Origin of the sequence: Echinicola soli, assembly GCF_006575665.1 — a bacterium.
In the GTDB taxonomy this organism is placed as follows: Bacteria; Bacteroidota; Bacteroidia; order Cytophagales; family Cyclobacteriaceae; genus Echinicola; species Echinicola soli.
Genome location: NZ_CP041253.1, coordinates 2,236,109 through 2,253,120, shown reverse-complemented (window position 1 = coordinate 2,253,120; position 17,012 = coordinate 2,236,109). Strand labels below are relative to the sequence as shown.

General features: G+C 45.4%; 10 protein-coding genes. 2 read left to right on the top strand and 8 right to left on the bottom strand.

The genetic code is table 11. The features are described from left to right. Positions 1-46: 46 nt before the first annotated feature. Positions 47-1,540, bottom strand: coding sequence for a xylulokinase (locus tag FKX85_RS09120; RefSeq protein ID WP_141614430.1), 1,494 nt, complete (start codon positions 1,538-1,540; stop codon positions 47-49). A 494-nt stretch (positions 1,541-2,034) separates the two neighbouring features. Here FKX85_RS09120 and FKX85_RS09115 point away from each other — a divergent pair, with 494 nt between their 5' ends. Then, complete coding sequence (locus FKX85_RS09115; protein WP_141614429.1) at positions 2,035-2,874, top strand: AraC family transcriptional regulator; 840 nt, start codon at positions 2,035-2,037, stop codon at positions 2,872-2,874. Positions 2,875-3,139: 265 nt separating this feature from the next. On the opposite strand, the gene FKX85_RS09110 is transcribed toward FKX85_RS09115, so the two are convergent. From FKX85_RS09110 to FKX85_RS09080, 7 genes are all read right to left on the bottom strand, one after another. Beyond that, complete coding sequence (locus FKX85_RS09110) at positions 3,140-3,901, bottom strand: NERD domain-containing protein (RefSeq protein ID WP_141614428.1); 762 nt, start codon at positions 3,899-3,901, stop codon at positions 3,140-3,142. Between the two features lie 127 nt (positions 3,902-4,028). Continuing rightward, positions 4,029-4,724 carry a formylglycine-generating enzyme family protein gene (locus tag FKX85_RS09105; protein ID WP_210416920.1) on the bottom strand — a complete coding sequence of 232 codons (696 nt, stop codon included), beginning with the start codon at positions 4,722-4,724 and terminating at the stop codon, positions 4,029-4,031. A 199-nt stretch (positions 4,725-4,923) separates the two neighbouring features. Beyond that, the gene (locus FKX85_RS09100) at positions 4,924-6,567 is read right to left on the bottom strand and encodes a sodium/sugar symporter (protein ID WP_141614427.1); all 1,644 of its coding nucleotides are present in this window, start codon (positions 6,565-6,567) and stop codon (positions 4,924-4,926) included. A 551-nt stretch (positions 6,568-7,118) separates the two neighbouring features. Beyond that, complete coding sequence (locus tag FKX85_RS09095; RefSeq protein WP_141614426.1) at positions 7,119-9,071, bottom strand: sialate O-acetylesterase; 1,953 nt, start codon at positions 9,069-9,071, stop codon at positions 7,119-7,121. 101 nt (positions 9,072-9,172) lie between these two features. Continuing rightward, positions 9,173-12,091 carry a glycosyl hydrolase 115 family protein gene (locus tag FKX85_RS09090; RefSeq protein WP_141614425.1) on the bottom strand — a complete coding sequence of 973 codons (2,919 nt, stop codon included), beginning with the start codon at positions 12,089-12,091 and terminating at the stop codon, positions 9,173-9,175. A gap of 88 nt (positions 12,092-12,179) precedes the next feature. After that, positions 12,180-13,346 carry a mannonate dehydratase gene (gene uxuA, locus FKX85_RS09085; RefSeq protein ID WP_141614424.1) on the bottom strand — a complete coding sequence of 389 codons (1,167 nt, stop codon included), beginning with the start codon at positions 13,344-13,346 and terminating at the stop codon, positions 12,180-12,182. Positions 13,347-13,407: 61 nt separating this feature from the next. Next, positions 13,408-15,471: a glycoside hydrolase family 2 protein gene (locus FKX85_RS09080; protein ID WP_141614423.1), complete on the bottom strand. Its 2,064-nt coding sequence runs from the start codon at positions 15,469-15,471 to the stop codon at positions 13,408-13,410. A 474-nt stretch (positions 15,472-15,945) separates the two neighbouring features. Between FKX85_RS09080 and FKX85_RS09075 the strand changes: the two genes are divergently transcribed. Further along, complete coding sequence (locus FKX85_RS09075; protein WP_141614422.1) at positions 15,946-16,983, top strand: LacI family DNA-binding transcriptional regulator; 1,038 nt, start codon at positions 15,946-15,948, stop codon at positions 16,981-16,983. The last annotated feature ends 29 nt before the right edge of the window (positions 16,984-17,012 follow it).

Sequence of the window (17,012 nt, the reverse complement as noted above, 5' to 3'; positions counted from 1 at the left end):
ACGAAAGGTGATTATTATCCATCCGACACTGATTACTGAACACTGATCACCCCTTCACTTTGGCCAAGCTTGCTTCCCAGTGTTCGTAGACCTCTTTGTAGGCACTTACCAGCTTCGGATCAGGCTCGAAGGAGGCTACCTTTTCAAGGCCCCTAAAGGCTTCTTTTGGGCTGGCGTAGATGCCTGCTCCTACTCCTGCCCCTCGCGCAGCTCCTTGAGAACCATCGGTATCGTAAAACTCCAAGTTTACCTCGTTCATATTGACAAAGGCCTCCCTGAACAACGGACTGAGAAACATGTTGGCTCTTCCGGCCTTTACCGTGCCAAGCGTCAACCCCATATTTTTCATGATGTTAAACCCAAAGGTCAGGGCACTCACAATCCCCTCCTGACCGGCCCGGAGTACATGCCGTTTATCATGCTTCAGTAAATTCAGTCCACTAAGGTGTGCACCGATCGTCTTGTTTTCCATGATGCGTTCGGCACCATTTCCAAAAGGGATAAAGCTCAACCCCTCTGCACCCAAAGGCACTTCTGCGGCCAGCTCGTTCATGGATTCATAGCCAATGGATTCACCACCCAACATGTTCTTGAGCCAGCTATTGAGTATTCCTGTGCCACTGACACACAATAATACGCCATAATGGGGATTACCCGCAAGGTGGTTGACATGCAGGAAAGTATTCACCCGAGACTGCGGATCATAGACGGGCGCTTTGCTTACGCCATAAACAGTTCCAGACGTTCCTGCTGTCGTGGCCAGTTCTCCGGCTTCCAGCACGTTCAGGGAAAATGCATTGTTCGGCTGATCCCCGGCCCTATAAGTCACGGGTACTCCTTCATCAATACCAAGAGCCGCAGCCGCAGCCGCATTCACTTTGCCCCCCTCAGCAAAAGAAGGGATCGCCATGGCCAATAAATCGCTATCTATCCCATAGTGATCCAGCAAGTCTTGGCTCAACTGGTTTTCTTTAAAATCCCAAAAGACACCTTCAGAAAGACCAGATTCAGAGGTAAATATCTCCCCGGTCAATTTCATGGCAATAAAATCTCCAGGAAGCATCACTTTATGGATTTTCTCATAATTGCCAGGCTCATGGTCCTTCACCCATTTCAGTTTGGAAGCGGTAAAATTACCCGGTGAGTTAAGTAAGTGTGAAAGGCAAAAATCACTCCCTAATTCTTCGAAAGCCTTATTACCGGTAGCCACGGCCCTGCTGTCACACCAGATGATCGATGGCCTGATGACCTCCTGGTCTTTGTCCACCATCACCAACCCGTGCATTTGGTAGGAAATCCCGATGCCCTTGACTTCCCCGGACTTGACTCCTCCGGCATGAAGGATACTTTTAGTCGTTTCCTTCACATACTTCCACCACATCATCGGGTCTTGTTCTGCCCAGTCGGGCCGAGGAGAATCGATGGGCATTTCTACTTTGGGCCGGCCTTCTGCTGCGATCACCTTGCCTGTATCCGCATCCAGCAATGTCGCCTTCACCGAAGAGCTACCTATATCGTATCCGATTAATAATCGTCGCATTGGTTACTTTGTTATTGGTTATTGAGTTATTAGTTATTAGGTCCACAGTCGGCTCAGCATGTGTAAAACTCGGCATCGTGTGTCCCCGATAGTCATGCGGAGCAGGCTATTCTGACGACAGGAACAAACTCAAACACTTGATTATCAGTGTTTACGAAATTAATGAGATTTCTTCCCGATGGAAGTCGGGACAGGCACTACTGTCGAAATGACAAGTTTTCACACAGCCTCGACAGACCACGGTCCACCGCCAACAGTTGTCCACAGTTACGTCCAGGTAGCACCGGGATTGACTTTCGGCCTTCGCCATTCGGCTACCAATCACCGATTACTGGCCACCGGACACGGGTTACTGAATACTGATTACGACAAATTTCGATCAAAAAGACGCTACCTACTAACATTATTCGACTAAATTGTAATACTCTTTGATCAAAATCATAAGCAAAGAGTATCATTTATTAATTTTGGAAGATAACAAAACCTCCCACAAAATGAGACCAATTGTCCAGAAGCTTCCCCGGCAGGAATTCAAGTCATTCGTTTCCATTACCCTGAGCACGCCACTGTTCGAAACTCCCTGGCACAGGCATGTGGAAAATGAAGTGCTGTATATCCAAGAAGGTTTTGGCACAGCCATCATCGGGGATTTTGTCGGGGAATTTTCTACCGGGGACCTCTTTTACATCGGATCAAATGTCCCCCATTGGTTTCGAAAGGCCCATAAGGATCTTTTCTGTTCAGTAGTGGTCATCCAGTTTGATCAGCGCATTTTTGGGCACACGTTTTTGAAAATGCCGGAATTAGCAGAAGTGAGAAAGCTGATTAAACTGAATCAGGGCATGGCTGTGGATTATAGCTCACAGCCGGAGCTCGTTAAAAAAATCCAACAGCTGGTCACTACAGAAGGTTTTGAGCATATCGGCATCCTGCTGCATGCCCTTCATACCATCGGCACAAAGACCCAAAATACCACCCTGACCAATGAGCCTATCGACTCTTTTGATTCCAAAGGCATCATCGATGAAGTGCTGGAATACACCTTCAACCATTTCCATCAAAACATCAAGGTAGACGAAGTAGCCGCCATGGCCAAAATGAGCACTTCCAATTTCCGCCGCTTCTTTAAGCTCAATACCAAAAAGTCCTACTCCGGGTTCCTAAAAGAGATCCGTATCGCCCACGCCTGTAAGCTCCTCAAGGACAAAAATGTATTTATCTCCCAGATCTTCCATGAATGCGGGTACCGCAACATTACCAATTTTAACCGCCAATTCAAAGAAGTAAAAGGCATAACGCCCTCGGCGTATCGGGCGGAGATCTATCGGTCGTAGATCAATTGCTCACGCAAAATACAGAAGGCACAGAACTAGTTAAAGCTGTTCGTAAAGCAGGAGTTTTCTCGTGTGCGGTAGGGCTTGAATTTTAATCCAAAATCTACACAGCGGTGGGGTTTTGGTTACTTTTTTACCTGAAGCACAAAATGACACAAAGAAGTGAGTAAAATATAATTTGGAGGTAAAATGGTCAATTCAAATTATGAGACAGCCTCATCCCAAATAAATTGATCCAACACGTCTTGCTACATAAATGCCATATCTATTGGTAAGCCGCCGTAAACCTACAGTTTGGAAAGTTTGGACATCCATAGAACTTGCCATAAGAACCTTTTTTTAAAACTAACTGACTATTACAATTGGGACAGATTTTTGACGCGATTTTCTTTCTTCGCTCACTAGAGCGTCTTCTTACATATTTTGTATGCCCCCTAACTTCCTTCCTATCTTTTAGATTAAGTTGATTCAACCTATCCCTAATCAACCTCATCTGATGATATGACAAACATGTTGTTTCGTTTTGCCGCTTGATAAATCTAAGAAGTTCACTTAGGTAAATAATAGGCAGTTCTGAAGTGATATTTTTCAACTCACAGTCCCCAGTAAAGACAACTATGGGATAGTAATGAATACTTTTATAATCAGAAAGTGTTTTTTTTAAAGCATGGACATGCACCCAGTTTTGCTTAATCGGATTACTAAGTTTTGTCTTATATTTATAAATGGTCTGAGTCCAGTATTCGGAATTTTGATGTCCGTGAATCCATCCTTTATAATTTTTGGTTTCAATGACAAATATCCCATTTCTACTAATCACGACATGATCAATTTGTGTGGTTGAATGACCATTTTTTATCAAGAGGTCATTTAAAACCAAGTATTTTCCCTTTTTAAGCCTTCTTAGTTTCAGAGATACTTTATATTCACCCACGGCTCCTTTCGCCTTTGCAACAATCCTCTTCCAAAGGAAAAAATAAAACAAATACAACAGCAATATTAAACAGCTTAAAATAACGGCATCCATATTATATCATACTCATTCCTATCAATATTAAACCTATTGCCAATCCTACCATCTGATAATGAGCAGACTTTCCAGAAACACTTTCATCCTTACGTACTGGATTCAAAACCTTAAAGATCATATTCTTTTACGAGTTAGTTGCTATTCTGAAACCCAAATCGTCTATTTTAAACGAGAAAGGATGACTTCTTCTTCTCGTTGTAGCCATTACACTCCTTTCTTGGTCACACCATCCTCCACCACGAAAAACGCGGTAAGTTCCGTAAACAGTCTCATCATAGCTATCTGAACACCACTCCCAAACATTCCCCAACATATCATAGAGTCCCCATCGGTTAGGCTTCTTTTGTCCAACCTCTTGCGGTTGATTACTGGAGTTATCTTTAAACCAGGCAATTTCTTTCAGTTCCCCATATCTGATGTCTTTCCTTCCCGCTTGGCAAGCATATTGCCATTCAGCTTCTGTTGGTAATCGAAATCCATTTGCCTTTGAATTAAAGGTCACTTTTTCAGCTGATACATCTATAGCATAGTATTTGTCTCTTCCTAAAAATTCAGATAGCCCATTACAAAAAATAACTGCTTCGGCCCAAGAAACTGTTTCGACCGGTAATCTGTCCCCTTTGAATGAAGAAGGATCCTGATCAGTTACCGATTTATATAATTCCTGGGTTATTGGGAATTTAGAGAGTTCGAAGCTATTAATGCCGACCGACCACCTTTCTTTTGTTCGGTCGTCTCTCAAAACTACAGTCCCGGTTGGAATGGACACAAACAACTCGTCAATTGCTTTTTTATCTATTTTATCGTTTATCGTTTTCACGTTGTCTTTTTAATAACAGCTAACGGATACGGGTATGCTAAGTAAATAATTGAGAAGGGATTTCCTTTCAAACCATAAGGAAGTTTGAAAGGATTCTAATTTATTAAAAAAACGGAGCGAAGGCAACTCCCAATCTATGCAGGATATGCAAGACGGGATTGCTTCACTCCGTTTCTCTTCATTCGCTATAAATTGTGTATTACCAGAACACGCTGTAAAGCGCCACGATGATGCCGCAAATCAGTACGGCTCCCACTTTGAACTTGGTGCTAGTGGAGAACAGTTCTGCGTCCACTTCGATGGCTTTTTGGCTGTCTTTGCCTTTGCCTTCGTACAAGCTGATGCCGATGATCAGTGCCGCAAGTACCAAGAACACCACTCCCATCCGGTCAATAAACGGTAAGTTTGGCGTAATGAACTTAAATAGCGCTGACAACGGAATAGTCAGCACCGCCGCAGTCAGGGCTGCATTGGAGGTGGTTTTCTTCCAGAAGAAGCCAAAGATAAAGATCGCAAACACCCCTGGTGACACAAACCCGGTATATTCCTGGATATACTGAAAGGCCTGGTCCAGCTGTCTCAGCTGCGGTGCCACGATCGCCGCTATCACGAAGGCCACCACCGCTGTGATCCTACCGATGTTCACCTGATTGCCTTCGGAGACATTTTTGTTGAAAAATTCCTTATAGATATCAATGGTAAAGATTGTTGAGGTACTGTTGGCCATGGAGGCCAGTGAAGAAACGATCGCCGCTGTCAAGGCCGCAAATGCCAAGCCTTTTAAGCCCGGAGGCAACAAGTGAAGCAAGGTAGGATACGCTCTATCGGACTTGGCCAATCCCGTCACAGGATCTGTCATGGACTCAATAAAGCTGGCATCAGCACCCTTCTGTACGATCACATACGCTGCGATACCAGGGATCACCACGATCAGTGGCATCAATAGCTTCAAGAAACCGGCAAATACCATCCCGGTTTGGGCTTCACCAAGGCTTTTTGCGGCCAGTGCCCGCTGCGTAATATACTGGTTACATCCCCAATAGTTGAGATTGACGATCCACATCCCACCGATCAGGACGCTCAGACCGGGCAAGTCAAGGTAAGCATCTCTGCTGCCGCCAGAACCATCAGGGATCATCATTTCACCCCTTTCGATAATCATACTAAAATGTGCAGGCGCGGCTTTCCTTAAGATACCAATCCCTTCCCACACATCGCCATCGCCTACCAGGCTAAGGGCCAAGTAGGTTGTCGCCAGTCCACCGGCTACGAGGAACACCACTTGTACCACATCGGTCCAAGCAACCGCTTTAAGGCCTCCATAGATGGAGTACACCATCGCAAACAGGGCCAGTCCCATAATACCATAGGTCAATGGGACACCCATGATGGTCTCCAAGCTCAATGCCCCCAGATACAGGACAGAGGTCAGGTTTACAAATACATAGATCAACAGCCAGAAAATAGCCATTACAGTTCGTACCCGGCCATCATACCGCCTGTTCAGGAATTGGGGCATGGTGTAAATCCCTTCCTTCAGGTAAATCGGCAGGAAAAATATCGCCACCACCAAAAGCGTGGCCGCAGCCATCCATTCATATGTAGAAATCGCCAGTCCCAGCGCAAAGCCTGAACCTGACATTCCGATAAACTGTTCGGCGGAAATGTTCGAGGCGATCAAGGATGCACCTACAGCCCACCACGGCAAAGCTTTACTTGCCAGGAAGTAATCTTTGGAATCCTTCACGTGACCCTTCTTTTCTCTCGACACGACGATACCCATCGTGATGATCAAAAGACAGTAGGCCACAAAGACAACAAGGTCTAATGTGTTAAAGGTCATTTTGTGTAATAGGTTAAATGGTTTTTATTCGTTTCAAATTAGCGCTTAAGTTATTGCTTTTTTTGCAAAGTATTGTCATTCCACTTTCAGGAGAATCTTAAAAATCCGTCAAATCGACTAGATTTTTAAGGGAAGTCCTCTTGTCCACTTCTGCTATCACCATCGACTATAAAAAATCCTTCAATTTCACACAACCACATTTACCTGTTCTTCTGCCCCCCTTCTTTGGTGAATTTTACTCACCTGTATACCTCAAAGCAGTCATCCCTTGCCACACTATTTGTATTCAACCGCACTGAGCTAGTATTAGAGTCCTGTCTAGCACAAAACTGGCCCATTGTGACTGGAAAATCGCTTTTAGATGAGAGACGGCTTATTCCACTAGCTACGCCATTCTAACAATGCCTTTGTCATTCCGACGAATTAGAAATTGTGATTTATACAACATTTTTTTTTGAAAAGCGATTTCCCTGCCCATTGTGGCGCCTTTTTGCACCAAAACACCCCACCTGACCTCCCCTGCCAGGGAAGAACTGATACTTTTTCTTACGCTATTCTACCGAAATTTCAAACGGTGAGGCCGGCAGTCCCTCCGTATTGACCAGATTAGCCCTTTCGGGGTTATCTGCCCAGGCATACCGAGCTGTCTTGGGACTCTTCACCATTGGACTGGACAAGATCACTTTTTCTCCTTCGATCCGGGCATCCGCCCAATGGAAATCTCCGTCCTCTCCTGCCACAGCAAACCCTTTGGGGGCACGGCCATCAGACGTTTCCAATCTACTGCCTGCCGTCTCAAAAGTAAGCTCAATCACCTCTTCTTGGACTTTGCCCCTTTCCAGGGAAGGGCCAGAAAACGGCCCGTCCTTTTCACCATAAGCCAAGGCAAAGGCCAGAAGTGCCAATCGGTCGCCAATGGTCTTTTTGTCCAGCGGATGGATGTCATTGGCTTCACCAGCATCGATGGCCACGGCCATGCCAGTGTGAGACACATCCTTCGCCACCGTTCGCTGTTTTTCCCGGAGAACGGCCCAGTTGCTTTCTTGGGGCGATTCGGAAACCTCCATAAAATTGGGTAACTGCACATAAAGAAAGGGCAGGTCTTTACAATCCCAGGCCTTGCGCCAGCCATTGATCAACGCTTTCATTTGCTCAGCATAGATCGAGGGATTTCCGGTATTGGATTCCCCTTGGTACCAGATCACGCCCTTGACCGGAAACTGCTGCACGGGAGCCATCATCGCCTGATACAGCCCTAGCGGTTTCCATCGTACAAAGGTCTGCCCTGGCAGCGCTGGCATGGATGCGCCAAGCTGATAATGCCAATCACACTTCAAATCGATGACCTGGTCGCCCACTTCCAATTGATAGGGCTTCTCCTCCACAAAACCTCCCTGACCGCGTTCACTTATCAGCCTTACCGCTAACACGTTCTTCCCCTGCCGCAACACTCCCGCTGGCACGTTATAGCGCCGTGGAGGATAGCGATAGCCTGTCGAGCCTACCAATTGGCCATTGACATAGGTCGAATCACTATCGATCATCGTTCCCATAAGCAGCTTAGCAGAAAGCGAACTGACCTGGGGATCATCGAGCTCAAATTCCTTTCTGAACCAATAAACGCCATTTACGGCCCGATCATCTTTTAAGGGCAATAGCGTCAAGCGTTCCATTTCTCCCCAGTCATCGGGCTCTACATCCGATGAAGACCACGGCGCAGCTGGCTGGGCGTAGCCTTTATCCTTCTGCCACACGGCTTTTTGCCAAGTGCTAATGCGTTCTCGGTCTTGTTTTTCGATTTGCTTGATCAAGTCGGGATTCCTGAATTTTTCTACTTCTGCAAAGTCCTCTGGAAACCGCTTCAGCTCCTCCTTTCTGATCCAAGACTGAATGGGTGAACCACCAACACTGGCATTGATCAGACCAATCGGCACATCGTATTTCTCATTCAGCCGTTTTGCAAAAAAATAGGCCACCGCCGAAAATTGGCTGATATGCTCCTTGTCTACTTGGATCCATTCCCCTCCAGGGGTGTCCATTTGCAAATGGGAAAAATCATAGGCATCCGGCACATCAAAATACCTGATGGCGGGCCTGGCCTCTTGCTCAAATTCCCAGGGAAACATCGGCTGCACACGCGCCATGGTCAACTCCATATTGGATTGGCCTGAACAAGCCCACACATCTCCAATATAAACATCCTCCAATATAATCGAATTCTCCCCATTCATCTGCACAGTGTAAGGGCCTCCCTCCTTCATCGAGGGGAAAGACACCTCCCACTCACCACCTTCAGTGGCCTTGGTTTCTTTTTTTTGCCCACTAAACCGAACCGTAACTTTTTCGCCAGCATCGGCCCATCCCCACATTCGGATAGGCTGGTCACGCTGCAGCACCATCCCATCACTGATTAAATGCGGAAGCCTTACTTTGGCCTGCAAAGCACCTGTCAGCATCACTATCAAGGCAATAAGTAGAGATGATCGGTTTATGGTTAAAATCATGGTTTAAAGAACTTATCGTCATGTTACTTTCGATATCCAGGGGCCAAAGACTTATTATAAATTTGGTCAAAAGTAGGTAGACTTTGACCAAAGCGTACATGTTATTTCTTTGTTTCAGGTAAAAGGCCGTATCCTTCTTCCAAAGAAGAACAGGTTTTTATTCTGATTATGTCCAGTAGCACGCCGGGATCTACCCAAAACAACTCCAGGGTATTGATTCCTTCCTTTAGGGAAATATGCTGTGCTGTTTTGATGGCTGCATTGCGGAGGACGTTTTGTTTCCACTCTTCGCTCCTTCCATGCGTCTCAAAGTTCAACACCTGAACAGCGGCGCCATTTACAGAATACCCTAGTCTAAGGCCGTTTTCTTTGGTCAATGGATGGGTAGGCAAGGCCTGAAAATCAATGGACACTTCGTCCGCCCTTTGATCCAAATAAAATTCAAAGATCAAAGAAGCTTGGGCTTCAAAATCCCCTTTCACGCTAGGTTGCTTGAGAGGTGAAGTCCCCATCACTGCCCCGCTATGGCCCAGTCCCTCGACTAGCTGCCAGCTTTGTCGGCCATTGGTATTTTTATGGCTGTAATTTTCAGCATACATAATCACTTGCCCGTTATCAGCGACAAATCTGACATCCTTGGCCTCTTCCATATTGTTCAACTCCACCGGAACGGATTCAGCTTGGCCATCCACCTCAAGGTGAATTTCTCCGGTCACCTTCGATTCCGACCGGGAAACTTTTGACCAATCTATCTCCACCCAAATCCTGGTCTCCTTTTGGCCAGTTGGCACCAATACTCCTGAAGATTGGTTCAGAAGGATATAATCAGGTTTGGAAACTACCTGCCAAGAGGCTTCTGCTTCACTTTTCAGGTACAGGTCAAAGAAATGTTTTCTTTTGGTCATATTATTGAACACGGGAAGTTTACCTTGGACAATTCCTCCTCGCTCCAGACTTATCCCGACCGAATGTTCAACTGGCTTACGTTCTGCAAGGACAATTTCAGGATCTTGGTATACGGGCAGCCCTCTGGGCGCATGGTCCATCATATGATTCCATTTGCCATTAAGGAGCTGCTGGTTATAAAAGGCCGTTTCTTCCACAATTTCATCATAAGCGACACGGCTCTTAGCAGCGTAATCAGCTGCCGATAACCTTCCTTCCTTTTGGTAACTCAATGCTTTTTGGCGATAGAGAAATTTCTGATTCATCAGGGAAGCTCCCCTCACCGGGTAATAAGCCAACTGGTAAAATGCAGGAAAATACTCCTCGTCCATATTGGATTTGATTTCCTGCAAATCCGTCTCTATCGCTTGATAAGCGTCGATCCTTCTTTCTACTTCATCTCCAGCGACAAAGGGATGATAGGCACTTTCGAATACAGGTGTAGTAGGCTCGGTTTGGCTCCAGCCCATAAATTCAGGCCGGCGCTCAAAGCCCAGCTGGTAATACTTCCATTTCACTTCTGCTATGGCCTTTCCCTGCTCTCCAAAAATACCTTTATGCCAAGCTGTCAAGTGCTCTTTGACATAGGCTGGCTGTTCGAAAGGCCTTACATCATAAGCCATATCCAAAAACAACTGGATGTTATATTCCAACGGCTTGATATCTCCCACATTGATCACCCAAATATCCCGGGCCTCCAGGCGGTAAGCTTTCATCATCTCCTCCCTGATCAGGGCGGGATGTGTAGAGCTTAGCCATAGGTAATCATGTGGCCTTCCCCAATAAGAGGCATGGTAATATACACCTGATCCGCCTGCTCGCCGCCGCTCATTGGCATCACTGAGCCGACGAATATAACCGTAATTATCATCTGGCCAGACCAAGGTAATGTCCGTCGGCAAATCCAGCCCTGCATCATAAATCCCCAACACTTCCTTATACGCAGTAAAGGCCTGCGGAACCGTCGCTGCATCAGCCGCAATATGCTTTTCGAGCATTCCACGTTGGTCTTGGATGACTTTTTCCAATATCTTCGCAGCCTCTTCGGTACTGCCTGCACCTTCCATTCCACTGTCATGCACGCCTCTCATACCGACGGTGTACACAGCATCGATGCCTTGGCTCTCCTCAACCCGTTGGTCCCAGTATTTGTAAACTTGGTCCCGGTTAATGGAATAATTAAACTCCCCTAATCGGTCATGATCCCATTCATCGACATTATTGCGAAGCATGGGCTCAGCATGAGAAGTACCAATGACAACACCATAACTCTTCGCCATCTGGGCATTGCCTGGATAATGGAAAAATGCTTTGGTGCTTGGATGCATGGCCGGCCAAATAAAGTTGGCTTTTAGCCGTAGCAAAAGCTCAAAAATTTTGGCATAGGTTTTTGGGCCAATGTCTCCGGTCTCCGGCTCAAAGGTCTTGGCAGCCCAAGGCTGAAGCCCCCAATCCTCATCATTGAGGAATATTCCTCGGTATTTGGCAGAAGGCTCTTTACTGGTAAATGGCTGCTTGCCTACATGCAATTCTTCAAGATGCTTTACAGGCACATCGGCCCACCAATTCCACGGACTGACTCCTATCTGCTCAGAAAGCTCATATATGCCAAAAATAGCACCTCGCGGATCACTTCCCGCAATGACTAATGCTTCATCTACGCCCGGAAAGGGCTGCTGGACCACTTGTCGGTGAAACACCTCCCACTTTCCTTTAAGGGCACTTAGGTCCAGTTTGCCAGCTTTCTCCAGTTTTTTCAGTATGGAGCTTTCTCCCACTACACCAATCACCACCACTTGAGCATGCCCGGCCAAGGCAACTTTTTTTAGCAGATCGGGAGTTTTCCCCGTGACAGCATGGACATCTTTTTGGAAATTTTCAGTGGCTATCAAGACGCTCTTTTCGATTTCATCGTCCACCACCAAGGCAGTAGCAGCATCTGCCACCAAAGGGAAACGTCCTGCTCCAGCATGTTTGGAAACTACGTCGTTTGACTGCCTGGCAAAAACCTGACTACAGACAAAAAAAAGACTGGCTAATAGTGTAAAAAGGAAGATGTGTTTTATAATGTTCATTAATGGTTATTTTTAAGTGGATTTCCGTGATTGGAAGGGGTTCTTTACCTCTTGATACTTAAATCTTGAAACCTGGTACTGCTTTGTTCTAATCAGAGAAGCTCGCTTCGATCCCCCGTTCCAGACCGCGAAGTTCGGCCAGTCCCTTAAGCCGACCGATCGCAGAATATCCCGGATTGGTCTCTTTCTGTAAATCGTCCAGCATCTGATGTCCATGGTCTGGACGGAAAGGAATAGGGATGTTTCGCTGTGCATTGAGTTTGACCAATCGCTCCATAACAGCACACATATCTACATCGCCATCCAGGTGATCGGATTCATGAAAATTGCCCAAGGCATCTTTTTTCACATTCCTCAGATGGGCAAAGTAAACGCGATCGCCGATGGCATCCAAGATAGCTGGCAAGTCATTATGAACACCTGCTCCCAGTGAACCTGTACAGAAACAGATCCCATTGAAAGGTCTATCCACTGCCCGGATGATGTACTCCAAATCCTCCCTGCTGGAAGCAATACGCGGCAATCCCAAAATCGGAAAAGGTGGATCATCAGGGTGAATGGTCATCTGAATACCTTCCTCCTCACAAACATCGGCTATGCTCTCCAAGAAATAGGTCAGGTTCTTTTGGAGTCCTTGTTTACCTATTTCACCATAAATCCCAATGCTTTCCTCCAAGGCCTCCAAGGTTACCCCACCTTCAGTAGGCACACCCATTAGGATAATTTCCGTCAATGCTTCCATTTTTTCTTTGGACATCGTGGCATGCCTTGTTTCTACTTGGGCAAGGATTTCCGGCTTATAAAATGTTTCTCCATCTTTTCTGCCCAAGATTTTCAAATCAAATACCGCAAGATCTATCCAGTCCAAATACAGTGCCTTTGCTCCATTTTCCAGTGGCCACTCCAAGGCTGTCCGTGTCCAGTCCAGCACGGGCATAAAGTTATAGCAGACTGTTTTGACACCACACTTGGACAAGTTCCGCAGGGTTTTCCGGTAGTTTTCCAGGTAAAACTCGGCATGCTCATTCCTGGTTTTTATGGCCTCATGCACCGGTACACTTTCTACTATTGACCATGTCAGGCCAGTCTTTTGAATTACCTCTTTTCGCTCTTGGATAAGCTGAATGGGCCATTCATCACCATGCGGAATCTGGTGCAAAGCAGACACCACCCCCGTGGCTCCCGCTTGCTTGATATCCAGTAAACTCACCGGGTCATTGGGCCCGTACCATCGCCATGATTGGATCAATCCCATAATAATAGTCTCTTGTTGGTATAGGTTTCATAAACTGATCAGTTAATAGCTCAATCTACATTTAATTAAAATTCCACGTACATTGGTCAACAAACTGCTCTTTCCCCTTGTATCCAATTACATCAATGGTATTTTCACCTTCTGATAGCCGAATACCATCCCAAGTAATTACTTGTATATCAGACTCCACCTTTTGGGAAGAAACTTTCTTACCGTTCAGATAGAGTACTACTTTGTCCAAGTTTGAATATACTTTTACAGAAGTATTCTGATGCTCACGATCCACCAATCTCCGATTGGCAATATGAAGGACTGGTTCATCTGACCAGTTGGCCTTATAAAAATAAAATGCATCTTTTTTCACCTCACGGTCGTGGGTTATCAATCCCTTATGATTGATAAAAGCCCGATCGCCTCTATTGACTTTTGTCCAGCTAAAATCAAACATATTCCAAATGTATTTTCCCCAGATAAAGTCAAGGTCTTTAATATTTTTCCAGACATTCTCATGATAAAATGCTTGGTATTGTTCCGGGAAAAATTGTCCTGTGGGATCAGGCTTCTCAAAATATTCTGCTTGTTGGCTTATTGATCCACCGGCTCCATATTCACTGATGGCCATTTTCACACCTTTACTCTCCCAAGCGTTACGCGCCCATTTCTCATAGCCGCTCCAATCACCAGCTTTGCCATACCAGCCAAAGTATAGATTCCATGCTGCCAGATCGGTCACCTGATGAACATCCGCCGGTCTAATATTGTCAGCAAACACCGTAAGCCGCCCCGGGTCCAATGACTTGGCAAGCGAATGGAGCACTTGGAGATCCTTTTGTGTCACCCTTGTTTCATTGTACATCCCCCAGGTAAATATCCCTGCTTTATTATAATTCTGTTTGATCAATTCTTTCAGTTGCTGTTCACAACTCTCCATAAATAATCGGTTTTCGGCTTGGTAAGTAGGTGTATTGGGAATCTCCGCCCATATTACTATGCCGGATTGACTGAGAAGGTCATACAAATAATCCGACTGCTGGTAGTGGGCCAACCGCACAGTAGTGGCACCAAGTTCATTGATCAATTCTACATCCCTTTCGTGCTGTTCCGGACTTAATGCCGGTCCATACCCCGCTATTTCCTGATGCCTACACACCCCATAAAGTGGATATGAGCTTCCATTCAGCATAAAACCTTTTTTTTCATCCACTTCAAAATACCTCAACCCGATCTTTTCCCGGACTTCATCAATTCTTTGCCCATTATGCAATACCACTACTGAACAGGTATAGAGATAAGGATCTTTCTTTCCATTCCAAAGCCGGGGGTTTTCTATGTCCAGCGAAAGTCTGCTTGAATTCTGTCCTTCGCCTTCAATGCTTAAGCTTTCTTTCGTTTTACCAACCTCGTTCCCAGAAGCATCATAAAAAGAAACCTCAAGATCATACTTTCCAGGGTTCAATTGCTTTCCGGCAGACACCAATGCCTCAACTTGTAAACTTGCCCGACTTTCATTTACGTCCTGCTGCTGGACATACACTCCGCTAGAGGCATAGTCCATTGGGGATACACATACATTAGGTGTCGTAAAATAAGTGACCGGTCGGTAAATCCCGCCATAAAGAGGGAACAACTGCTCAGATGGCGGAGCCATATCAATGCTCGGGACATTGTCCACTTTTACAACTAACAGATTTTCTTTTCCATACTGCAATTGATCTGTCACTTCCACACAAAAAGCAGAATAACCGCCTCTATGCTTTCCTACAAGCTGTCGGTTAACATATACTTCAGCATATAAACTCACTCCTTCAAACCGGATAAAGTGTCTCTTTCCCTTATCCTGGTCACCCACCTTGAGGCGGTGCTCATAAGTCCCTACACCATGATAAGACTTTAAACCTTCCGTCAGCACATCCTTATCATTCCAGGTATGCGGCACTTTCACTTCCTCCCATTCAAAAAGTCTCCAATTTTTTTCAGGCTCCTGGGACAAGTCTGCCTTAACGAATTGCCAGTTTTTCAGTTTACGGTGTGAACGGTCAGCCAAAAACTCTTGGGACAGGCCAGGTAAAACAATCGCTATGAACAAGGTAACACCAATTAATATTGTTAGTAGACTTCTAAACATATGATTTTTTTTAATTATTGTTCTTAACAAAATAACACCATTATCACCCCAATCTCAACATTTTCCGAATTTATTGCAATCGATTTCATAAATTTTACCTATCTGATTATATCATCAAAAAACAAAAAAACATATAAAAATATGATTTACAGCTTATTACACACAAACAAATCTATACACAAAATTTACAACTATAATGGATTATATCCATCCAGCCAACTCATAAATCGATATACTCCGTTAATACAATCGGTTCCATAAATCAAAAATATATCCTATATTCGACCCAGCATATCATGGGTACCAAGTACAAGCATGACTAACCCTCCATAAATGCGACAATGATCAACCCCTCTAAAAAGGAAATCGGACTACTTTAGCACAGCAAATTATCGTAGTTAGAGAGGAAACCCTAAAATAAAGCAACCGATTGCATCGAATTACAAATTCATCAAGCGAAAGAATTCTGCCAATATGAACAAGGAAATCACTATATACGACATTGCCAAAGACCTTGGCGTATCACCTACCACTGTCAGCAGGGCACTGAACGACCATCCAGCCGTCAATGCCAAAACCAAACAACGGATCTTCGAAGCAGCAGACAAAATGGGATACCGCTCCAATGTCTTCGCTTCCAACCTGAGAAGGAAAAGTACCAATAACATTGGTATCATTGTCCCACGACTGAACAGCTCCTTCCAGTCATCCGTACTGGCAGGCATGGAAAAGTCAGCCAATGAGGCCGGCTTTAACCTGATCATCAGCCAGTCATTGGAATCTTACGAAAAGGAAAGGGCCAATGCCAGGTCCATGTTCAATAGCCGCGTGGACGGCTTATTGGTTTCCTTGGCAGGGAATACGGAAAAAACCGAACACTTCCAGCCCTTTATGGAAAAAGGAATACCCGTCATGTTCTTTGACAGGATAGCATCAAAACCAGGCTGTACAGGTGTAATCATAGATAACAGACAAGCAGGCTATAACGCCACCAAGCACCTTATCCAGCAAGGCTGCAAGAATATCGTACATGTCTTGGGCAACCTTAAGATCAACGTGTACGACGAAAGGCTCAAAGGATACAAGTACGCCCTAATGGATCATGACATCCCCTTTTCCCAGGACAATGTCATTCATTCTGATCTCAACGAGGAAGCCGGAGAAGATATTGCCAATAAAATACTGGCCATGAAACCGATGCCTGACGGACTCTTTGTCTCCAACGACGCCTGTGCTGCTAGCTGTATTCGCTCTCTAAAACAAGCAGGCATCGCTATTCCTGAAGACATTGCCGTAGTAGGCTTCAATAATGACATGATTTCCAGACTAATAGAACCCAACCTCACCACTACCCATTACCCTGGATATGAAATGGGGGAAGTAGCCATGAAAAACCTGATCAACCACCTCAGCGACAGCACTGAGGGTGTTTTGCAAAACACGAATACGATTACCCTGAGGTCCGAACTGATCATTAGGGACTCTTCGCTAAAAAAGAAAAGCGAAGCCTGACCAACAAAACCCAAAAACCATAAAACCCG